Source organism: Marinobacter sp. W-8 (assembly GCF_044342215.1).
Taxonomy (GTDB): Bacteria; Pseudomonadota; Gammaproteobacteria; order Pseudomonadales; family Oleiphilaceae; genus Marinobacter; species Marinobacter nauticus.
This window is the reverse complement of sequence record NZ_CP172297.1, coordinates 3,597,046-3,618,204: the sequence shown is the minus strand read 5'-3', so window position 1 is coordinate 3,618,204 and position 21,159 is coordinate 3,597,046. Positions and strand designations below refer to the sequence as shown.

The 21,159-nt window shown below is 59.3% G+C and carries 21 protein-coding genes; 14 read left to right on the top strand and 7 right to left on the bottom strand.

What is annotated here, in order from left to right; genetic code table 11:
* The first annotated feature begins 146 nt into the window (after positions 1–146).
* Positions 147–2,312, top strand: a complete 2,166-nt coding sequence (gene uvrD / locus ACF8YQ_RS16870) for a DNA helicase II (RefSeq protein WP_396622077.1) — start codon at positions 147–149, stop codon at positions 2,310–2,312.
* 389 nt (positions 2,313–2,701) lie between these two features.
* Here uvrD and ACF8YQ_RS16865 read toward each other — a convergent pair whose 3' ends face one another.
* The 5 genes from ACF8YQ_RS16865 to ACF8YQ_RS16845 form a co-directional block, all read right to left on the bottom strand.
* The gene (locus ACF8YQ_RS16865; protein WP_396622076.1) at positions 2,702–3,499 is read right to left on the bottom strand and encodes an undecaprenyl-diphosphate phosphatase; all 798 of its coding nucleotides are present in this window, start codon (positions 3,497–3,499) and stop codon (positions 2,702–2,704) included.
* A gap of 124 nt (positions 3,500–3,623) precedes the next feature.
* Positions 3,624–4,694, bottom strand: a complete 1,071-nt coding sequence (gene arsB, locus ACF8YQ_RS16860; RefSeq protein WP_396622075.1) for an ACR3 family arsenite efflux transporter — start codon at positions 4,692–4,694, stop codon at positions 3,624–3,626.
* A gap of 9 nt (positions 4,695–4,703) precedes the next feature.
* Positions 4,704–5,420 carry an arsenical resistance protein ArsH gene (arsH, locus tag ACF8YQ_RS16855; protein WP_396622074.1) on the bottom strand — a complete coding sequence of 239 codons (717 nt, stop codon included), beginning with the start codon at positions 5,418–5,420 and terminating at the stop codon, positions 4,704–4,706.
* 2 nt (positions 5,421–5,422) lie between these two features.
* Positions 5,423–5,653, bottom strand: a complete 231-nt coding sequence (locus ACF8YQ_RS16850) for a thioredoxin family protein (RefSeq protein ID WP_310966476.1) — start codon at positions 5,651–5,653, stop codon at positions 5,423–5,425.
* A 30-nt stretch (positions 5,654–5,683) separates the two neighbouring features.
* Positions 5,684–7,006 (bottom strand): permease, encoded by a 1,323-nt coding sequence (locus ACF8YQ_RS16845; RefSeq protein ID WP_396622073.1) that lies wholly within the window; start codon positions 7,004–7,006, stop codon positions 5,684–5,686.
* Positions 7,007–7,149: 143 nt separating this feature from the next.
* Here ACF8YQ_RS16845 and ACF8YQ_RS16840 point away from each other — a divergent pair, with 143 nt between their 5' ends.
* The 8 genes from ACF8YQ_RS16840 (at position 7,150) to ACF8YQ_RS16805 (ending at position 14,624) form a co-directional block, all read left to right on the top strand.
* Positions 7,150–7,914: a metalloregulator ArsR/SmtB family transcription factor gene (locus ACF8YQ_RS16840; RefSeq protein ID WP_396622072.1), complete on the top strand. Its 765-nt coding sequence runs from the start codon at positions 7,150–7,152 to the stop codon at positions 7,912–7,914.
* Between the two features lie 42 nt (positions 7,915–7,956).
* Positions 7,957–8,961, top strand: a complete 1,005-nt coding sequence (locus ACF8YQ_RS16835) for an ArsJ-associated glyceraldehyde-3-phosphate dehydrogenase (protein WP_396622071.1) — start codon at positions 7,957–7,959, stop codon at positions 8,959–8,961.
* Between the two features lies 1 nt (position 8,962).
* A complete protein-coding gene (gene arsJ / locus ACF8YQ_RS16830; RefSeq protein WP_396622070.1) occupies positions 8,963–10,174 on the top strand; it encodes an organoarsenical effux MFS transporter ArsJ in 1,212 nt (403 codons plus the stop codon).
* The gene (locus tag ACF8YQ_RS16825; RefSeq protein WP_396622069.1) at positions 10,167–10,838 is read left to right on the top strand and encodes an SDR family oxidoreductase; all 672 of its coding nucleotides are present in this window, start codon (positions 10,167–10,169) and stop codon (positions 10,836–10,838) included. Before arsJ ends, ACF8YQ_RS16825 begins: the two co-directional genes overlap by 8 nt.
* Positions 10,839–10,845: 7 nt before the next feature.
* Positions 10,846–11,454 (top strand): ATP-binding cassette domain-containing protein, encoded by a 609-nt coding sequence (locus tag ACF8YQ_RS16820; protein ID WP_396622068.1) that lies wholly within the window; start codon positions 10,846–10,848, stop codon positions 11,452–11,454.
* A complete protein-coding gene (locus tag ACF8YQ_RS16815; protein ID WP_396622067.1) occupies positions 11,441–12,238 on the top strand; it encodes an ABC transporter permease in 798 nt (265 codons plus the stop codon). The genes ACF8YQ_RS16820 and ACF8YQ_RS16815 overlap by 14 nt, the downstream gene beginning before the upstream one ends.
* A 78-nt stretch (positions 12,239–12,316) precedes the next feature.
* The gene (locus ACF8YQ_RS16810; protein ID WP_396622066.1) at positions 12,317–13,492 is read left to right on the top strand and encodes an MFS transporter; all 1,176 of its coding nucleotides are present in this window, start codon (positions 12,317–12,319) and stop codon (positions 13,490–13,492) included.
* A gap of 40 nt (positions 13,493–13,532) precedes the next feature.
* Positions 13,533–14,624 carry a DUF3524 domain-containing protein gene (locus tag ACF8YQ_RS16805; protein ID WP_396622065.1) on the top strand — a complete coding sequence of 364 codons (1,092 nt, stop codon included), beginning with the start codon at positions 13,533–13,535 and terminating at the stop codon, positions 14,622–14,624.
* Here ACF8YQ_RS16805 and ACF8YQ_RS16800 read toward each other — a convergent pair.
* Complete coding sequence (locus ACF8YQ_RS16800; RefSeq protein ID WP_011787037.1) at positions 14,621–15,025, bottom strand: acyl-CoA thioesterase; 405 nt, start codon at positions 15,023–15,025, stop codon at positions 14,621–14,623. The two genes, ACF8YQ_RS16805 and ACF8YQ_RS16800, sit on opposite strands and share 4 nt — an antisense overlap.
* Before the next feature lie 192 nt (positions 15,026–15,217).
* Here ACF8YQ_RS16800 and ACF8YQ_RS16795 point away from each other — a divergent pair, with 192 nt between their 5' ends.
* The 5 genes from ACF8YQ_RS16795 (at position 15,218) to phoU (ending at position 20,720) form a co-directional block, all read left to right on the top strand.
* A complete protein-coding gene (locus tag ACF8YQ_RS16795) occupies positions 15,218–16,270 on the top strand; it encodes a substrate-binding domain-containing protein (RefSeq protein WP_396622064.1) in 1,053 nt (350 codons plus the stop codon).
* 141 nt (positions 16,271–16,411) lie between these two features.
* A complete protein-coding gene (gene pstC, locus ACF8YQ_RS16790) occupies positions 16,412–17,800 on the top strand; it encodes a phosphate ABC transporter permease subunit PstC (protein ID WP_396622063.1) in 1,389 nt (462 codons plus the stop codon).
* Positions 17,793–19,067, top strand: coding sequence for a phosphate ABC transporter permease PstA (gene pstA / locus ACF8YQ_RS16785; protein ID WP_396622062.1), 1,275 nt, complete (start codon positions 17,793–17,795; stop codon positions 19,065–19,067). Before pstC ends, pstA begins: the two co-directional genes overlap by 8 nt.
* Before the next feature lie 11 nt (positions 19,068–19,078).
* Positions 19,079–19,966, top strand: coding sequence for a phosphate ABC transporter ATP-binding protein PstB (pstB, locus tag ACF8YQ_RS16780; protein ID WP_396622061.1), 888 nt, complete (start codon positions 19,079–19,081; stop codon positions 19,964–19,966).
* 31 nt (positions 19,967–19,997) lie between these two features.
* Positions 19,998–20,720 carry a phosphate signaling complex protein PhoU gene (gene phoU, locus ACF8YQ_RS16775; RefSeq protein ID WP_226596055.1) on the top strand — a complete coding sequence of 241 codons (723 nt, stop codon included), beginning with the start codon at positions 19,998–20,000 and terminating at the stop codon, positions 20,718–20,720.
* A gap of 54 nt (positions 20,721–20,774) precedes the next feature.
* Here the strand turns inward: phoU and ACF8YQ_RS16770 are convergent, their stop codons facing one another.
* Positions 20,775–21,140 (bottom strand): histidine triad nucleotide-binding protein, encoded by a 366-nt coding sequence (locus tag ACF8YQ_RS16770; RefSeq protein ID WP_396622060.1) that lies wholly within the window; start codon positions 21,138–21,140, stop codon positions 20,775–20,777.
* Positions 21,141–21,159: the final 19 nt, after the last annotated feature.

The window sequence follows — 21,159 nt, the reverse complement described above, 5'->3', positions numbered from 1 at the left end:
TATCGGCTGACGGCAGGAGATCTGAACCAAGGTGGATGTTAAATGCCTCGAATTTTTCCGGCAGTCGGGCGGCTGGCAGAAAGGAAGTCTTTGCGTTGTGCTGATATAATGCCCTGTAAATTTAACCAGTAGTGAAGCCTTGCTCCATGGATGTCTCTCATATTATCGATTCCCTGAACGACGCCCAGCGTGAAGCGGTTACCGCCCAGAACGACCATCTGCTGGTGCTGGCCGGTGCCGGCAGTGGCAAAACCCGGGTGCTGGTGCACCGGATGGCATGGTTGATGTCGGTTGACCGGGTGCCGCCCACCTCTATTCTTGCGGTGACCTTTACCAACAAGGCCGCCAAGGAAATGCGTTATCGCGTGGAGCAGATGATGCAGATTCCCACCCGTGGCCTGTGGATCGGCACCTTTCACGGAATTGCCCATCGTTTACTTCGTTCCCACTGGAAAGACGCCGGCTTGCCGGAAAACTTTCAGGTGCTGGATAGCGATGATCAGTTACGGCTGATCAAGCGGGTGATGCGGGAAAACCGCATTGATGAGAGCCAGTGGCCGCCGAAACAGGCCCAGTGGTTTATCAATAGCCAGAAAGATGAGGGTTTGCGGGCGGATCATATTCAGGAGAACCCGGGCGATCACTTCACCAATACCATGCTGAAGATATACCGCCAGTACGAGAAGCTCTGCCAGCAGGGCGGCCTGGTGGATTTTGGCGAACTGTTGCTGCGGTCCCACGAACTCTGGCTGCATCGTCCGGAATTGTTGAGCCACTACCAGCAGCGGTTCCAGCACATACTGGTGGACGAGTTCCAGGACACCAACACCATTCAATACGCCTGGCTGCAGGTGCTGGCCAGCAACCGGGTGCCGCTGACCGTGGTGGGCGATGATGACCAGTCCATCTACGGCTGGCGGGGCGCCAAGATCGAGAACATACAGCAGTACCAGCGAGACTTCCCCAACGCACGGCTGGTGCGGCTGGAGCAGAACTACCGTTCCACCAAGACCATTCTGAAAGCCGCCAACTCGGTGATTGCCAACAACCAGGGGCGTTTGGGCAAGGAACTCTGGACTGACGGGGTGGAAGGTGAGCCGATCAGCCTGTACGCCGCGTTCAACGAGCAGGATGAAGCCAATTATATTGCCGATTCCATCTCGGCCTGGGTCAGCGAGGGCAATCTGCGCAGCGAATGCGCCATTCTCTATCGTTCCAATGCCCAGTCCCGGGTGCTCGAAGAAGCCCTGATGCGCCAGGGTATTCCTTATCGAGTTTACGGCGGGTTGCGGTTCTACGACCGTCAGGAAATCCGAAACGCGCTGGCTTATCTGCGCCTGGTGCATTACCACCGGGACGATGCCGCTTTTGAGCGGGTGGTGAATATTCCCACCCGTGGGATTGGTGCCAAGAGCCTGCAGGAAATTCGTGAATACGCCACCGGCCAGGGTATTTCCCTGTGGGAATCGTCCGAGCGGTTACTGGCCGCGGGCCAGGTGAAGGGTCGGGCGAAAACCGGCCTGCAGCAGTTTATGGAGATCATCAACACGCTGTCTGAAATGGCGGGGCACGCTTCCCTGCAGGGGCTGATGAAGCAGGCCATAGAGTCCAGCGGCCTGAAGGATTATCACGCCAGTGAGAAGGGCGAGAAGGGCCAGGCCCGGGTGGAAAACCTGGAGGAACTGGTCAGCGCGCTCGCGGATTATGATGTAGAAGAAGGCGTAGATCCGCTGGCGGAGTTTATTGCCCAGGCGGCGCTGGATGCCGGCGAATCACAGGCCGATGCCCATGAGGACAGTGTGCAGTTGATGACGCTGCATTCCGCCAAGGGGTTGGAGTTTCCGATGGTGTTCCTGGCAGGTGTTGAGGAGGGTTTGTTCCCGCACAGTATGTCGCTGGAGGAGCCCGGGCGCATGGAGGAAGAGCGCCGCCTGGCCTATGTGGGCATTACCCGGGCCATGAAGAGGCTGGTACTTACTTACGCGGAATCCCGTCGCCTGTATGGTCAGGAGAAGTTTCATGCACTGTCCCGGTTTGTCCGGGAGATCCCGGGGGACTGCCTGCAGGAGGTGCGGTTGCGTAATACGGTGACGCGGCCGGCGATGGTGGAGCGACCGAATGAGAGTCTGTTTGCCCAGGATTCGGCCCAGCAGTCTGGCTTCAGTCTGGGGCAGCGGGTTCGGCATCCGAAGTTCGGTGAGGGTATCGTGATGAACTCAGAGGGCACCGGGCATCACACCCGCGTGCAGGTGAACTTCGATGAGGGCGCCAAGTGGCTGGTGCTGGCCTATGCGCCTTTGGAGGCCTGCTAAGCTTGGTTGCAGGCGTCTTGTAGCCTGATGGTTTTGGTGGTGGCATGGCGGTGGGCACGTCTTTCCAAAAAGCGCTCGAGCCGTCCATGGGCGCTTGTGTTCCGCCATCCATGGCTCCACAAATTTTTGGAAAGACGTGCCCACCGCCATGCTTCGGCCTTTCTGAAATCCCCAGCGGCATACAGCCACTACAGGCGCAAGATTCAACCGTTGTTTTGAAAGCTGGCCGAGAGGATCGGGGCTGGTATCGGGGTGGGCCTTCCAAAAATTTGCGGAGCCATGGATGGCGGAGCAGAAGCGCCACATGGATGTGCCGTAAGGAGCGCTTTTTGGGAGGCACACCCCGATAGCTGCCTGACTCCAAGGTCAGCAATTCAAACTGCAGACGGTCACATCAAGACGGCGTAAATTACACCCGCCAGAATGATCCGGTAGATCACATACGGCCACATGCCCACCTTGTTCAGCCACTTCAGGAAGAAGTGGATGGCGGTAATGGCCATCAGGAATGAGGTGACGCCGCCGATCAGGAAACCATTCCAGTCCACGATTACGTCGGATGTGGCCACTTCCAGCAGTTTTACCGCCGACGCCAGCACGATAATCGGAATCGCCAGCAGGAAGGAAAACCGCGAGGCGGTTTCCCGGGTCATGCCCAGGAACAGGCCGGCGGTGATGGTGACGCCCGAGCGGGAGGTGCCGGGGACCAGAGCCATGGCCTGGGCGACGCCAACGATAACAGCGTCTTTCCAGTTCAGGGAATCCATGGTGCGCTGGCGTTTGGGGAGCCAGTCGGCAATGCCAAGAAGGATGCCGAACACCAGGGTGGTGAAGAAGATCACCGAGGCGCCCCGCAGTTCGTTGTCGATCATGTCGAGCAGGGCCAGGCCCGCGAGGCCCGCCGGGATGGTGCCGATCACCAGATACCAGGCCAGGGCACCCTGGCCGATGATTCTGCGCTGGCCCATGGAAATCAGGCCGTCCCGGGCGATGCCGAAGACATCCCGGCGGAAGTAGAGCACCACGGCCAATAGCGTGCCCACGTGCACCGACAAGTCGAAGCCGACGCCCTGGTCTTCCCAGCCAAAGAAGGCCGGTGTCAGGATCAGGTGGGCGGAGCTGGATATGGGCAGGAATTCGGTCAGTCCCTGGAGGAGGCCAAGGAAAAGGGCCTGGAAAATATCCATTCTTTTAATTCCGGTCGGTGGTGCTGATTAACGGGTTCGACGCTCAAAAAACGAGCGCGATATTAGCAGGGTGGTTGTCGGCTGAACAGGCGCGGATAGCGACGCGCCTGTTCAGCTTAATCGTTCAGGCCGGGAACTTGTCCCGGGTGTTATTGGCGATGCGCACCAGGGCGAGCATCAAGGGCACTTCCACCAGTACGCCCACCACCGTGGCCAGGGCCGCGCCCGATTGCAGTCCGAACAGGCCGATGGCCGCCGCCACCGCCAGCTCAAAAAAGTTGCTGGCACCGATCATGGCCCCTGGGGCGGCGATGCAGTGGCGCACGTTCCACAGCCGGGCCCAGCCATAGGCCAGCAGAAAGATAAACACGGTCTGGATAACCAGTGGCACCGCAATCAGCAGTATGTGCAACGGATTTTGCAGAATGACTTCACCCTGGAAGGCGAACAGCAAGACCAGGGTGACGATCAACGCGGCAGGCGTCACCGGGCTGAGGCGTTTCATAAATACGTTGTCGTACCACTGTTCGCCGTGGCGTGCGATCAGGGTCCGGCGGGTCAGGTAGCCGGCGGTGAGGGGAATCACGATGTATAAGACCACTGACAGAATCACCGTATCCCAGGGCACCTGGATGTCGGAAATCCCCAGGAGGAACACCACAATCGGCGCAAAGGCAAACAGCATGATGATGTCGTTCAGGGACACCTGCACCAGGGTGTAGGCGGCATCGCCTTTGGTCAGGTAACTCCAGACAAATACCATGGCGGTGCAGGGCGCAGCCCCCAGTAGAATGGCGCCGGCCAGGTATTCGCTGGCCAGTTGTGGGGCGATCCAGGGTTTAAACACCACCATCAGGAAAAACCAGGCAATGGCGAACATGGTGAAGGGTTTGATCAGCCAGTTCACGATAGTGGTGATGGCGAGGCCCTTCGGCTCTTTTCGCACCCCGATCACGGCGCTGAAATCGATCTGCGCCATCATCGGGAAAATCATCGCCCAGATCAGGATGGCGATAGGGATGGACACCTGGGCGTATTCAAAGCGGGACAGGGTCTCGGGAATCGAGGGGGCAAGCTGCCCGAGGGCTACACCGGCCACAATGGCCAGTGCCACCCACACGGACAGGTAACGCCCGAACAGGTCCAGGCCGCCGTCAGTGGTTTCAACCGTGTTCACATCGCTTTTGCTGCTCATGGCATATCCTTAAATGGAACGTTGGTTCACACGCTTCGACAGTTCTTCGGCGCTTTCCTTGCGTTCGGAGTAGCGGTCGGTGAGGTAATCACTGCGGTCCCGTACCAGCAAAGTGAATTTTATCAGCTCTTCCATGACATCCACGATGCGATCATAGTAAGGCGAGGGCTTCATGCGATCATTGCCATCAAATTCCATGAAGGCTTTGGGCACCGAGGACTGGTTCGGAATGGTGACCATGCGCATCCACCGGCCCAGCACCCGCAGCTGATTAACGGCGTTGAATGACTGGGAGCCACCACATACCTGCATCACTGCCAGGGTTTTGCCCTGTGTCGGCCGAACCGCACCCAGGGACAGCGGTATCCAGTCGATCTGGGTTTTCATGATGCCGGTCATGGCGCCGTGGCGTTCCGGGGAGCACCACACCATGCCTTCACTCCACTGCACCAGTTCCCGCAGCTCCTGAACCTTGGGGTGGCTGGCATCTTCGGCATCGGCCAGGGGCAGTCCCCTCGGATTAAAGACGCGGGTTTCCGCACCCATCGCTTCCAGCAGGCGGGCGGCTTCTTCCACCGCCAGGCGGCTGAACGAGCGCTCGCGCAGGGAGCCGTACAGCAGCAGAATCCGTGGGCGGTGGCCTGAAGGGGCTGCGGCGAACAGGTCGTCGTTGGTCGGGGCCCGGAACAGCCCGGTATCGATGTTGGGTAAATCAGATGAAGTCATGCTCAGCCCAGCAGTTTCTTGATGTCGTCGGCGCTGGCCACCTTGCCTTCCACGGCAATCTCGCCGTCTACGGCCAGGGCGGGTGTGCGCATGATACCGGCATCAATGATGTCATTCACATCGGTCACTTTTTCCACTTCGTAGTCCAGCCCGAGCGCCTTGGCGGCCTCCTCGGCATTCGCTGTCAGTTGTTTGCACTTGGCACAGCCACTGCCATAGATGGTGAATTTCATGGTCATCTCCTTCGGGTTTGTGCGGGCGGGTTATACCCACCAGTTTCCGTAAATAAAGCCGGTAATGGTGGCCATCAGCACCACCAGGGCGCAGTACACCAGGGTTTTCCGGGTACCCAGAATGGTGCGGATTACCAGCATGTTGGGCAACGACAAGGCCGGGCCAGCCAGTAACAGCGCCAGGGCCGGGCCCTTGCCCATACCGGAGCCCATCAGGGCTTCGACGATGGGCACTTCGGTGAGGGTCGAAAAGTACATCAGGGCGCCCAGCACCGACGCCAGAATGGTGGAAAGCAGGGAGTTGTCGCCAACCGCGGCGGCGACCCATTCCGAGGGGATCATGCCTTCGTGGCCGGGTCGGCCCAGGGCAAAGCCGGCCACAAACACTCCGGCCAGCAGCAGCGGCAGGATCTGTTTGGCAAAGTCCCAGCTCTGAACCGGCCATTCCCGGTCCTCATCCCGCAAGGTGGCAATCAGCATCAGGCCGCCGATACCGATCACAAACGGCAGCTCCGGCATGCCGGGTGCCAGGGTGGCGAATGCCGAAACCACGGCCGCCAGAATCAGCAACTGGCCCGGTGGCCAGTGCCAGCGCCTTACCAGTAGCACACCCAGGACAGCGGCCAGGGCTGCAGTGATGGGCCATTTCAGGTCATAGACCGCCATCCAGGCCTGGTTGTCGGCCGCCGCCCAGTTGGCGAATACAAGGATGCCCACCATCAGGGCAAAGAACAGGGCAATGATACCGACCGGCTTGTCAGCCTCGTCGCCGCCGAAGCCCCGGGCATTGCTCACCGAGCGCTCGGCTTCTTCCTTGCGGTAGATCAGGTGCATGATGGCGCCGATCACTACGGCAAAGACAATGGCGCCAATGGCCCGGGCCAGCCCGATTTCAGCCCCCAACACCTTGGCGGTGACCACAATAGCCATGATGTTGATGGCCGGGCCGGAATACAGAAAGGCCACCGCCGCCCCCAGCCCGGCGCCACGACGATAAATACCGCCGAATAGCGGTAGTACGGTGCAGGAGCACACGGCCAGCAAGGTGCCCGACACAGAGGCCACGCTGAACGCTACCGGCTTGGATGCAGCGGGGCCCAGATAGCGCATCACCGAACCCTGGCTGATGTACACCGCCATGGCGCCGGCAATCAGGAACGCCGGCAGCAGGCACAGAATCACGTGTTCCCGGGCATACCAGTTGGTCAGGCGGAAGGCTTCCAGCACCGCGTTGTCAAAGCGTTCGGTGCCCGCAGGCATGAAGAAAATGGCCAGAAAGGCCAGGATCATGAAAAACAGCAGGTTGCCTTCCCGCTGATTGCTTCGATAGATATCCAGCAGTCTTTGTGTCATGGCCCTTTCCGGTGTCCTTTGGCTGGCTAGCATCGTTCTGGCCTGAGTGATCTGGCCGGGTGTTGCTGTCTTTACTCTGTCACAGTTGACGGCTATTATCGCAAAAACTGAATATATGGCAATTCGAATATACGGAATCTCGCATGAAAAGAAGAGTCCTGTTTGTATGCACCGCCAACAGCGCCCGCTCCCTGATGGCAGAAGCTTTGCTCCGGCACATGGCGGGAGACCGGTTCGAGGTGGCCAGTGCCGGCACCGAGCCCGGTGAACCGCACCCGCTGGCGCTGCAGGTGCTACAGGAAGCCGGCATTGCGGTGGATGGGCTTTATAGCAAGTCGCTGTCTGAGCTGCAGGGCCAGTACTGGGATTACGTGATTACCCTGTGTGAAAAAGCGGCCAGGGAATGCACCCGGGTGTCGTCCGGCGCCCAGCAGATTGCCTGGGACTTTCCGGACCCGGCCGAGGCGAACCGGCACGCCACCTTTGCCTTGACGCTGAAAGAGATCAGGGAGCGTATCGGCCTGTTCACCCTGGTGCATCAGAAAGAGACTAGCCTGAAACCGGCGGACTACAACCCGGTGACCGTGTTCAAGGCCATGGCCGACGACCTGCGCCTGGCGGCCCTGCTGCTGATCAAGGATCAGGGCAAGCTGTGCGTGTGCGAGCTGACTGAGGCGTTTGAAGTCTCCCAGCCAAAAGTCAGCCGTCACCTGGCCTCCCTGCGGGATGCCGGCCTTCTGGAAACAGAGCGCCGGGGCCAATGGGTCTATTATTACCTTCATCCGCACCTACCAGACTGGATAGTGCGGGTTCTGGAGGAAACTGCGCGGAACAATGAGGCACTGATCGGGCAGCCCCTGGCCAGGTTGCAGGCCATGGCCGACCGCCCGGCGGTGCAGTGCCCCTGATCACGAATTTACAAGGATTGCGAACCTCGCAAGGAGAACACCATGAGCAAGATCAAGGTAGGTATTAACGGATTTGGTCGCATTGGCCGTTTGGCTCTGCGGGCCGCCTGGGATTGGCCGGAGCTGGAATTTGTGGCCATCAACGACCCGGGGGCGGACACCAACACGCTGGCGCACCTGCTGAACTTTGACAGCGTGCATGGCCGCTGGAACCACGAAGCCACGGCCGATGGCGATGACATGGTGATTGACGGCCAGCGCATCCGCGTGACCCACAACAAAGCCATTGCCGATACCGACTGGTCCGGCTGCGACCTCGTGATTGAGGCCAGTGGTGTGAACAAGAAAGTTTCCGTGCTGCAGGGCTACCTGGACCAGGGTGTGAAGCGGGTGGTGGTGACCGCGCCGGTGAAAGAGCAGGGCGCGAAGAATATTGTCATGGGCGTGAACGAACACATTTTCGATCCGGCCAGTGACCGCATCATCACGGCGGCCTCCTGCACCACCAACTGCCTGGCCCCGGTAGTGAAGGTGATTCATGAAAAGCTGGGCATCAAACACGGTTCCCTGACCACCATCCACAGCCTGACCAACACCCAGACCATCATCGACGCACCCCACAAGGATCTGCGCCGGGCCCGTGCCTGTGGCAGTTCGCTGATTCCCACCAGCACCGGTTCCGCCACCGCGATTATCGAAATATTTCCGGAGCTGAAAGGCAGGCTGGATGGCCACGCGGTGCGGATTCCGCTGATCAACGCGTCGCTGACCGACTGTGTGTTTGAAGTGGAGACGCCGACCGACCGGGATACGGTCAACCAGCTGTTGAAAGAGGCCGCCGAGGGCGAACTGAAGGACATCCTGGGCTACGAAGAGCGCCCACTCGTATCCATCGACTACAAAACCGACCCCCGTTCTTCCATCGTCGATGCCCTGTCCACCCTGGTGGTCAATGGCACCCATGTGAAAATCTATGCCTGGTACGACAACGAATGGGGCTACGCCAACCGCACCGCAGAACTGGTCCGCAAGGTAGGGCTGGCCTGAGATGAGCGCTGCCATCCGCCAGTACCTGGTGATCACCGGCAACTACTGGGCTTTCACCCTGACCGATGGCGCGCTGCGAATGCTGGTGGTGCTGCATTTCCACCAGCTGGGTTATTCGCCGCTGGAAATCGCCCTGTTGTTCATCTTCTACGAGTTTTTCGGGGTGGTGACCAACCTGGTGGGCGGCTATCTCGGCGCCCGCATGGGACTGAACCGCACCATGAACATCGGGCTGTTCCTGCAGATTGTCGCATTGGCGATGCTGGCGGTGCCCGCGGCCATGCTCACGGTGCCCTGGGTGATGGCGGCGCAGGCTCTGTCCGGCATTGCCAAGGACCTGAACAAGATGTCCGCCAAGAGCGGCATCAAGTTGCTGGTGCCGGATGAACAGCAGGGCACCCTGTACAAGTGGGTGGCGATTCTCACCGGCTCCAAGAACACCCTGAAAGGGGTGGGCTTCTTTCTGGGCGGCGTGCTGCTGATGGCCGCTGGCTTTACCGGCGCGGTGATCCTCATGGCAGTGGCGCTGGGCCTGGTGTGGCTGGCGAGCCTGTTCCTGCTGGGTCAGGATCTGGGTAAGAGCAAAGCCAAGCCGAAGTTCAGTGAGATTCTGTCCAAAAGCCGGGCCATTAACGTGTTGTCGGCCGCCCGGATGTTCCTGTTCGGCGCCCGGGATGTCTGGTTTGTGGTGGCGTTACCGGTGTACATGGCCACGGTTTTCGGCTGGGACCACTGGCAGGTGGGCGGTTTTATGGCCAGCTGGATTATCGGCTATGGCTTTATCCAGACCATTGCACCCAAAATCACCGGACACTCCAACGGTAAATCCGGTGTGGTGTTGTGGGCGGCCTTGCTGGCGCTGGTTCCGGCCGCCATTGCCGGGGCTCTGATGGCCGGCTGGTCGGCACAGGCGGCGGTGATCGGCGGTTTGCTGCTGTTCGGGGTGCTGTTTGCGATCAACTCCTCGCTGCACAGCTACCTGATTGTCAGCTACGCCCGGGGTGACGGTGTATCGCTGGATGTGGGGTTCTATTATATGTCTAACGCCGCCGGCCGGCTGCTGGGCACCATTCTCTCTGGCTGGGTGTACCAGGCCTACGGGCTGGAAGCCTGTTTATGGATTTCCGCTGCCCTGGTAGCCACAGCGGCAGCGTTGTCAGTATGGTTGCCGGAACGAGCGGAGAAACCAATAGGAGAAAAAGGCTATGTCTGATTCCAATGTGGTGGTCATTACCGGTGCCAATCGGGGTATTGGTCTGGAGCTGGCCCGGCACTATGCCGCTGAGGGCTGCGAGGTCATTGGCGTATGCCGACAGTCCTCGGAAGAGCTTGCCGGTGTGGCGGGTCAGGTGATCGACGGCGTGGATGTCACCACCGATGCCGGCATCGATAAGCTGAAATCCGGTCTGGCGGGCAAGCGTATCAGCCTGCTGATCAACAACGCGGGCCTGCTTCAGGACGAGCAGCTGGGCAGTATCGATTTCGATTCCATTCGCACCCAGATGGAAATCAACGCCTACGCGCCACTGCGCGTGGCTGAAGCCCTGGTGCCTCTGATGGGGCAGGGCAGCAAGATCGCCAATATCACCAGCCGGATGGGCTCTATCGCCGATAACGACTCCGGCGGCCGGTATGGCTATCGGGCCTCGAAGGCTGCGCTGAACGCTTTCGGAAAATCCCTGGCGGTGGATCTCAAACCCAGGGGCATTGCCGTGGCGCAGTTGCATCCGGGCTATGTGAAAACGCGCATGGTGAACTTTGGCGGGCTGATCACGCCGGAAGAGTCTGCCAGGGGGCTGGCCGAGCGCATTGCCAATCTGACCCTGGAGAATACCGGGTCATTCTGGCACAGCAACGGTGAGGAACTGCCCTGGTGACCCGGCTTTGACAGGGCTGTTGCTTCAAGATGTCAGCATTGGCGTTCTGAATGCGGTATCGCTGACCGTTCCCCGCGGACAGGTGGTGTGCCTGGCGGGCCCCTCTGGCAGTGGCAAGAGCCGACTGCTGCGCGCTGTGGCCGATCTGGAACCCCACGGTGGCCGGATTTCGCTGGATAACCTCGATCAACAGAGTGTGCCGGCACATCAGTGGCGACGGCAGGTGGTGATGGTGCCGGCGGAAAGCCAGTGGTGGTTTGATGAGGTAAGCGCCCACTTTCCCGAGGGGGCTGGTGAGCGTTTGCCTGCTGCTCTGGGTTTCCCTGCCGAGGTGATGGACTGGTCGATCAGCCGGTTGTCCTCCGGTGAGCGACAAAGGCTCGCGTTGTGGCGGGCCCTGGTTCTGGAACCAGACGCGCTGCTGCTGGATGAACCGACCGCCAATCTGGATAACGAATCGACAGAGGCGATCGAACGCTGGCTGTTGCAGGAGATTGAACAGCGGCAGATCGCCACTTTGTGGGTCGCCCATGATTCCGCCCAGATTCATCGGGTAGCCAACGTTCACTATCGGATTCGAGGATCCGCACTGGAGCCTGTCCATGGAAGTGATTGACCTGGCCTGGTGGAAACTGGGCCTGGCGGCTTTGCTGGTACTGGCGTTGGCAGCGACGGCTTACCTGGGGCGGCTGGGGATCACCCGCAGCCTGTTGGTGGCGGCCATACGAACGGTTATTCAGCTGGCTTTGATTGGCCTGGTACTGGAAGCCCTGTTTGCCTCTTCCGCCTTCTACTGGATTGCGCTGCTGGCGGCGGTCATGCTGCTGGTGGCTGGCCGGGAAGTGGTGGCGCGCCAGGGCCGACGCCTGAAAGGCGGGTGGGCGTTCGGGATCGGCACCGGCGCGATGTTCGTGTCGTCGTTTACCGTGACCGTGCTGGCACTGGCGGTGGTGATTGGTCCGGAGCCCTGGTATACCCCACAGTACGCGATTCCTTTGCTGGGTATGATGCTGGGCAACACCATGACCGGGGTCAGCCTGGCCCTGGACCGCCTGAATGACTCGGTCTGGCGCCAGCGGGCAATGATCGAGAACCGGCTGATGCTGGGCCAGACCTGGCAGCAGGCACTGGAAGACATCCGTCGGGAAGCCATGCGCAGTGGCATGATGCCCTCCATTAACGCCATGGCAGCAGCCGGCATTGTCAGCCTGCCCGGCATGATGACCGGTCAGATACTGGCGGGCAGCCCGCCCGCGGTCGCCGTTAAGTACCAGATATTGGTTATGCTGATTATTACCGTCGGCACGGGGTTTGGCGCGGTGATGGCGGTCAGTTGGGGAGGCCGGCGGCTGTTTGATGACCGGGAGCGCCTGCGGCTGGATCGTTTAACCAAACCGTGACCGGGCACCAAAGTCGCATGGGGTCTCAGTCGAGTTTCGAGCTAGGCTTGGCTTTCCGGTAACCACAAAGACAATAATATGACCAGCCTACTGCAACGTTATCCTTTGCCAGTCATTGTGCTCGCACAATTGTTCGGCACCTCCCTCTGGTTCAGCATCAACGGAGTCTGGCTATCCCTGTCCGCCGAACTCGGGTTAGCGGAATCGGATCTGGGCCGGCTTACGCTCTCTGTTCAGTCGGGTTTTATTGCCGGTACGCTTGCTCTGGCTGTGACCGGCCTGGCGGATCGTTTCGGCGCGAGCCGCATCTTCCTTATTTCGAGCCTGATGGGCGCACTGGCGAACGCCGGCTTTGTAGCGGTTGCCGGGGTGATTCCGCTGGACAGCCTGCTGCGATTCGCCACCGGCTTGTGCCTGGCCGGCATCTACCCCCTGGGTATGAAACTGGTGATTGCCTGGACACCCAAGTACGCCGGTGCGGCTCTGGCCTGGCTGGTGGGAATGCTGACCCTGGGCACCGCGCTGCCCCACCTGATGCGTGGGGCAACGCTGGGTATGCCCTGGGAGTGGCCATTGCTCGCATCTTCCTGCCTGGCACTTCTGGGCGGGTTGTTGGTATTTCTGTTGGGCGATGGGCCGCACCTGCCCAAAGCCAGTGGTCGTCTCCCGCTCAGTCAGGGTCTGGCCGCTTTACGTATTCCCCGGTTCCGCGCCGTGGCGGGCGGTTATTTTGGCCACATGTGGGAACTGTATGCTTTCTGGACGCTGGTGCCGCTGTTGATCGGGCGAGAACTTCAACGGCTGGGGCAGGGTGAGGCTTTGATACCCTGGCTGTCGTTTGCGGTGATCGGGATTGGTACTGCAGGCTGCATTGGTGGCGGTTGGCTCAGTCGAACGCTTGGCAGCGAGTGGGTGGCCCGGCGGGCGCTGATGGTGTCCGGGGCCTTGTGTCTGCTCTATCCCTGGGTGAACGGGCTGCCACCGGCGTTGTTGATGGCTTTACTGCTGGTTTGGGGCGTCGCTGTGGTGGCCGATTCCCCGCAATTTTCCGCGCTGGCCGCAGCAACGGCCCCGAAAGAAACCGTTGGCTCATCTCTGGCGGTCATGAACGCGGTCGGCTTTGGCCTGACCCTGCCCGCCATCTGGCTCACCAGTGGGCTCTGGAATGCCTGGGGTGTCTGGGTAGCGTTGCTGCTTTTGCCGGGACCGGTGTTCGGCCTGTGGTCCCTGAGCCGGGGAAAGCCCGAGGCCTGATATACTTGCCGATTACGTCGACCTTCTGCTTTGGACCGTCATGACCCAACGCATTCTGTTATTGTCCGCTTATGATGCTGCCAGTCATCAGCGCTGGCGCGAGCAATTGGTCGCCATGCTGCCCGATTATCATTGGCAGACGCTGGCGCTTCCGCCCAGGTTCTTCCAGTGGCGGATTCGAGGTAATCCGGTGAGCTGGCTGGATCAGCCCTGCCTGGAAGAATCCTGGGACCTGGTCATTGCCACCTCCATGGTTGACCTGGCCACATTGCGCGGGTTGCACCCCTCGCTGGCAAACACGCCGTGCCTGCTTTATATGCATGAAAACCAGTTCGCCTTTCCGGTCAGCGATCAGCAGCGGGGCCGGGTAGAGCCGCAAATGGTCAATCTCTACAGCGCGCTGGCGGCCGATGCGGTGGTCTTCAACAGTGCCTGGAACCGGGACAGCTTTCTGCAAGGCGTTGAAGGCTTTCTGAACAAAATGCCGGATGCGGTGCCTTGCGGGGTGATAGAAACGCTCAGGGAAAGGTCTTCGGTGCTGCCGGTGCCGATTGAAGACCGGTTGTTTATCGAGCAGCCACGGTCCGTGAACCGGGAACGGCCGCATCTGTTATGGAATCATCGCTGGGAATACGACAAGGGGCCCGACCGGTTGTTCGGCCTGCTGGAACAGCTGGAGCAGCGCAAGCTGGACTATCGCATCAGTGTGGTGGGTGAAGGTTTCCGCAGCCGCCCGCAAGCCTTTGACCGGATTTACCGGCAATTTGCCGGCCGGATTGAACACTGGGGCTTTCTGGCGCATCGGGAAGACTACGACCGGCTGCTGCGCAGCGCCGATATCGTGGTGTCGACCGCCCTGCACGATTTTCAGGGCCTGGCGATGCTGGAGGCCATGGCATCGGGGTGCTTGCCGCTGGCGCCAGATCGCCTGGCCTACCGGGAATATGTGCGGGAAGACTGTCGATACAGCAGCATGGAATCCGATCCCGGCGGCGAAGCCCTGGCGGCGGCTGAACGGCTGGTGCTGCTGTTAAAGCAACCACCGGAGCCTAACCCGCCCCGAGGCTGGCGGACGTCAGAACTGGCCCCGAAGTACCAGGCGCTGATTCAGCAGCTGATGGCGCGGGCTTAGTGATTCTGCTCCGGGACTTCCCGGATGCGCCCGTGTTCATCAATGGCCACGTACACAAACAGGCCTTCAGTCACCTTGCGGGGTGTCTTGGAGGCGCGGTCCAGCGTCCAGACTTCCACGTTGATTTTCATGGAGCTGCGGCCGATATCCACCAATTCACAATAGCAACCCACCTGGGAGCCCACCCGCAGCGGAGACAGAAACTCCATCCTGTCCATCGCGACCGTGGCGTTGCGGCCCTGGGAAATGCGACCGGCCATGGTCGCTGCCGCAATATCCATCTGTTTGACCAGCCAGCCGGCGAAGACGTCGCCGTTGGCATTGGTGTCTGATGGCAGTGGCACCACCTGCAGCATCATCTCGCCCCGGGGGGCCGGTTTGTCATCATCGTACGCAGTCATCAGGATCGCCTGTACAGCTTGTGAGTTGTTTTCTGTGCATGGTAACGGGCTGGCGCGGGGCTGCAAGAAAATTTGAACAATGACAGCTATATTTCAAAAGCTGTAACAAAGTTGTCACAGAGTGCCCCTAGGATGCAGTCATCGGTAAAGCACATCCGACACAACGTCCAAAGTAAATAATGGAGACTCGACGTGATGAAACTGAACAAAGCACTTGCAACCGTTGCGCTGGCCGGCTCTGTTGCCGCCCTGTCTGCACCGGCCATGGCCCGCGACACCATCAGCATCGTGGGCTCTTCCACCGTGTATCCGTTCGCTACTGTGGTAGCCGAGCGTTTTGGCGCCAACACCGATTTCCCGACACCCAAGCTGGAATCCACTGGTTCCGGTGGCGGCCTGAAGCTGTTCTGTCAGGGCGTAGGCACCCAGCACCCGGACATCACCAACGCTTCCCGTCGTATGAAACCGTCCGAGTTTGATCTGTGCCAGAGCAATGGCGTGAAGGACATCACCGAGTTCCGCATTGGTTCTGACGGCATCGTGATCGCCAGCTCCAAAGAAGCCGAAAATCTTGAAGTAACTCTGGAGCAGCTGTTCCTGGCGCTGGGTAAAGAAGTACCCAACCCGAAAAACGAGAATGAGCTGATCGCCAACCCCTACAAGAACTGGAGCGACATCGATTCCAGCCTGCCGAACAAGCCGATCCGTGTGATGGGTCCGCCTCCGACTTCCGGTACCCGTGACTCCTTCAACGAGCTGGCTCTGCAGGGCGGCTGTGAAGACCTGCCTGCGGTTGCCAACATGAGTGAAGATGACATGGAAGGTGTGTGTCAGAGCATTCGCGAAGACGGCGCTTTCATCGAAGCGGGTGAGAATGACAACCTGATCGTCCAGAAGCTGATTGGTGATACCGGCATGTACGGCGTCTTCGGTTACAGCTTCCTGGAAGAGAATGCTGATCGTCTGCAGGCCGCTACCCTGAACGGCAAGGTTCCGACCGCCGAAGGTATTGCTGCCGATGAGTATCCGGTTGCCCGTTCACTGTTCTTCTACGTGAAAAAAGCCCACGTGGGTGTGGTTCCCGGTATCCAGGAATACGCTCAGGAGTTCACCGGCGCTGGCGCCATGGGCCCGAATGGCTACCTGAAAAGTGTTGGTCTGATTGTTCCGCCGCGCGATGCGCTGATGGATCTGCAGGACAAGGCTGAGAAGATGCCTAACCTGACCAAAGATGAGCTGATGTAAACGCGGTTTACCGCGAGTACTGAGCGAAAGGGTGCGGCTCTGAAGGGCCGCACCCTTTCGCACGTAAGATAGTTGAAAGTGCGAATTGATTTTTAACGCTTTACACTTGTGACCTGCTAAACGTGTCAAACAGGAATTTTCATGCAACCGGCTAACCTCATGCTATTGGTCATCGCCTTCGTGGTGGTGGCTTATGGTCTTGGATATGCCCGCTCCCGCTCATTGGCCATGCCCATGGGTGGTATCCGGCATCTCAAATCCCTGCCGTTCTATTACGGTGCCCGCGCTGCGCTCTGGTGCGGCATTCCGGCATTGATTGTGCTGGCACTGTGGGCGGCATTTCAGGGTAAAGTCATTCAGTTGCTGGTGATCGGCTCCCTGCCACCAGACCTGGTGCCGGAAGGGGCAGGGCAAGCCAGTCTGCTGCTCAGCAAAATCAGCAACGTGGCCAGTGGCGCCCTGCCTCCGGGCTTTGTCGAGGCTCCGATTGCTGAGGCGGCCGAACGGTTGCAGGCGTTGCGTGCACAAAGTCGGCTCTACATGTCGGTTTTGGTGGTGGCCGTTACGGTGCTGGCAGGCTTTCTGGGCTGGATCCGGATCAGCCCGAAGCTGAACGCCCGGAGCCAGGTTGAGACCACTCTGAAGTGGATCTTTTTCGCATGCGCTGCGCTGGCGATCCTGACCACGGTTGGCATTGTCTTTTCGGTGGCTTTTGAAACCTTCCGTTTCTTCCAGAAGATTTCCTTCTTTGAGTTTTTCTTCGGCACCCAATGGAGCCCCCAGACCGCCTTGCGGGCAGACCAAGTGGCGGCCGAAGGCGCCTTCGGAATGGTGCCCCTGTTCACAGGCACGCTGCTGATCTCTGCCATTGCCATGGTGGTTGCGGTCCCGGTAGGACTGTTGTCCGCTATCTATCTTTCTGAATATGCCAACAAGCGGGTACGGGGTATTTTCAAGCCGCTGCTGGAAATGCTGGCGGGTATTCCGACCGTGGTTTACGGCTTTTTTGCCGCCCTGACGGTGGCGCCGTTTATCAGTGATTTCGCGGCTTCTCTCGGTATCAATGCGTCTTCCCAAAGTGCTCTGGCAGCCGGCGGGGTGATGGGCATCATGATTATTCCTTTCGTGTCTTCTCTTTCCGACGACGTTATCAACGCCGTGCCGCAAACACTCAGGGACGGTTCACTGGCGCTGGGCGCGACCCAGTCCGAGACCATGAAGAAGGTTATCTTCCCGGCGGCGCTGCCCGGGATCATGGGCGGGATACTGCTGGCGGTATCCCGGGCCATTGGTGAAACGATGATTGTGGTGATGGCTGCAGGCCTGGCGGCGAATCTGACCGCTAACCCGCTGGAATCGGTGACCACTGTAACCGTGCAGATTGTCACCCTGCTGACCGGTGACCAGGAGTTCGACAGCGCCAAAACTCTGGCCGCCTTCGCCCTGGGTGCGATGCTGTTCCTGGCCACGCTCCTGCTTAACGTTATTGCTCTGAAAATTGTCCGCAAATATCGGGAACAGTATGACTGATCAACGTTCACAGGCGGAACTTGTCCGCCAGTCACTCAAGCGCCGTTACCGCAAGGAACGCCGCTTCCGTGCCTATGGTATCGCTGCCATCGCCATTGCCCTGTCGGCTCTGGTGATCCTTTTTGCCGATATTATTGGCAAGGGCCATACCGCCTTTATCAAAACCACCGTTACCCTGGAGGTGGATATCGACGGTGAGGCCATGTATCTGGACGACGCGTCCGACGAACGCCAGATGAAAATGGCCGACTTTGTCGAGCCCTTGATCCGCGCCTTGATGAAAGAAATCCCGGAAGCCGGGGAGTCGGACAGGGAAGATGTCCGAGATCTGATCAACCCCTATGCCTCCAATCAGCTGCGGGATGCACTTCGGGAAAACCCGGAGTTGCTTAATACCACCCAGACCATGACCTTCCTGTCCCATACCGATGTGGATGTGTACGTCAAACATGCCGGGGATGAGAACTACTCCATCAAGCTGAATGAGAAGCAGCAGGCGTGGGTAGATGCATTGTACGAGCGCGGCGTGGTGGATACCGGATTCAATGACGTGTTTTTCAGCCGGGGCGATTCCCGGGATCCGTCCCGTGCCGGCATTCTCGGGGCGATTGTTGGCTCTTTGCTGACCATGGTTGTGACTCTGGCGCTGTCGTTCCCGATCGGGGTGGCTGCGGCCATCTATCTGGAGGAGTTCGCGCCCCAAAACAAACTGACGGACTTCATTGAGGTCAACATCAACAACCTGGCGGCGGTACCCTCGATCATCTTCGGTCTGCTGGGTCTGGCGGTGTTCATCAACCTGTTCGGCATGCCGCGTTCGGTGCCGGTGGTGGGTGGTCTGGTACTGACCCTGATGACCCTGCCCACTATCATTATTTCCAGCCGTGCGGCGATCAAGAGTGTGCCGCCTTCCATCCGTGAGGCGGCCGAGGGCATCGGTGCCTCCAAAATGCAGGTGGTGTTGCACCATGTGCTGCCGCTGGCCATGCCTGGCATGCTGACCGGTTCCATCATCGGCATGGCCCAGGCGCTGGGAGAAACTGCACCCTTGCTGTTGATTGGCATGGTGGCCTTTATCGTGGATGTGCCCGATGGTTTCTTCGATTCCGCCACGGTATTGCCTGTACAGGTGTTCCTGTGGGCCGGCAGCCCGGAGCTTGCCTTTATCGAACGAGCGTCTGCAGCCATCATGGTGCTGCTGACTTTCCTGATTGGAATGAATGCATTGGCCATCTGGCTTCGTAAGCGTCTTGAGCGCCGGTGGTGAGGAGGAGTTTTATGAATATCCTGAATACAACGGTAACCAGTGAGGCAGATGTGCCCGAAGAGAAGGCCATTCCGGTGCAGGACGAACGACCGGCAGAGACAGTGATTGAAGAGGGTAAAACGGTCGGAACGCCGTTTGCCGACGATCCCAAGTTCAAGTTGCGCAACGTCGAGGTTTTCTACGGTGAAGACCGGGCCATCAAGAACATCAGCCTGGATATTGCCCGTAACGAGGTGATTGCGTTTATCGGGCCGTCGGGCTGTGGCAAGTCCACCTTCCTGCGTTGCCTGAACCGCATGAACGACAGCATCGACATCTGTCGAGTCAAGGGCTCGCTGCAGCTGGACGAGCAGGACATCTACGATTCCAAGCGGGATGTGGTGGAGTTGCGTGCCCGAGTGGGCATGGTGTTCCAGAAGCCGAACCCGTTTCCCAAGTCGATCTACGATAACGTGGCGTATGGCCCACGCATCCACGGCCTGGCCAATCGCAAGTCCGATCTGGATGACATTGTGGAGAACAGCCTGCGCAAGGCGGGGCTCTGGAACGAAGTAAAAGACCGTCTGGATGCCACCGCCACCGGGATGTCCGGTGGCCAGCAGCAGCGGCTGTGTATTGCCCGCGCGATTGCCGTGAGCCCGGAGGTGGTGTTGATGGACGAACCCTGTTCCGCACTCGACCCGATTGCCACGGCCAAGGTTGAGGAGCTGATTGCGGAGCTGTCCGAGAGCTATACCATTGTCATTGTGACCCACTCCATGCAGCAGGCGGCCCGGGTGTCCCATCGCACCGCCTACTTCCACCTTGGCCACCTGGTGGAAGTGAACGAAACCGACAAAGTATTCACCTCTCCGGAACATGAGCTGACGGAGTCATACATTACCGGCCGTTTCGGCTGATGCATGTTCGGGGATAACGGAGACAGACACTATGCCTAATAAAAAGGACGACGTTTACGGGGATCACATTTCCCACAAGTTCAATGATGAACTGATGGAGCTGAAGACCCAGTTCCTCAAGATGGGTGGAATGGTGGAAACCCAGGTCGAAAGGGCAGTGCAGGCCCTGGTTGATGGCGATAGCCACCTGGCGGAGGAAGTGCGCGCCAACGACAAGAAAGTCGATAAAATGGAAGTGGATCTGGACGAAGAGGCCACCCTGATCATCGCCCGTCGTCAGCCCACTGCCCGGGACCTGCGCCTGGTGATTTCTGTGATCAAGATGGTGGCGGATCTGGAGCGGGTTGGAGACGAAGCCAAAAAGATTGCCAAAATGGCCATCAAGCTGGTGGAGGAAGGTCAGGCGCCCCGCGGTTACGTCGAAATCCGTCACATTGGCAACCATGTGCTGACCATGCTGCATGATGCACTGGATGCCTTTGCCCGGCTGGATTCCGAGCAGGCACTGCGGATCATGAAAGAGGACAAGCGAGTGGATGAAGAGTACCAGGCTGCTGCCCGCACCCTGCTGACCTTCATGATGGAAGATACCCGCAATATTTCCCGCTGCATGTCAGTGATGTGGGTGCTTCGTGCTCTGGAAAGGGTGGGCGATCATGCCTGCAACATTGCCGAGAACGTGATCTTCATGGTCAAGGGCGAAGACGTTCGCCATACCCCGATGGAGGAAGCGGAACGGGTGGTCAGTCGCTGACCAATGCCTTAAATAACCGCGATTACAGGGCTGCCATCGACAGCCCTGTTCCGTTCAGGCCTGTTTCATCTTGTCGGTGTACGGCGGCCAGCCCAGAGGCTTGCCGGCGAGCAGGTGCAGGTGAATGTGGAATACGGTCTGGCCGGAATTCTCACCGCAGTTCATCACTACCCGGTAGCCATCGTCGGCAAAGCCCATGTCTTTGGCCAGCTTTGCCGCCACCCAGTAAAGATGGCCGACCAGCTCCCGGTCGTCTTCCTCAATGTCATTGATGGTGGCAATGGCTTTCTTCGGAATGATCAGCAGGTGCACCGGGGCCTGGGGGTTGATGTCCTTGAACGCCAGGCTGATGTCGTCTTCATACACAACGTCGGCGGGAATTTCCCGGTTGATGATCTTGGTGAAGATGGTTTCAGACATAACGGCTCCTTGTGTCGAG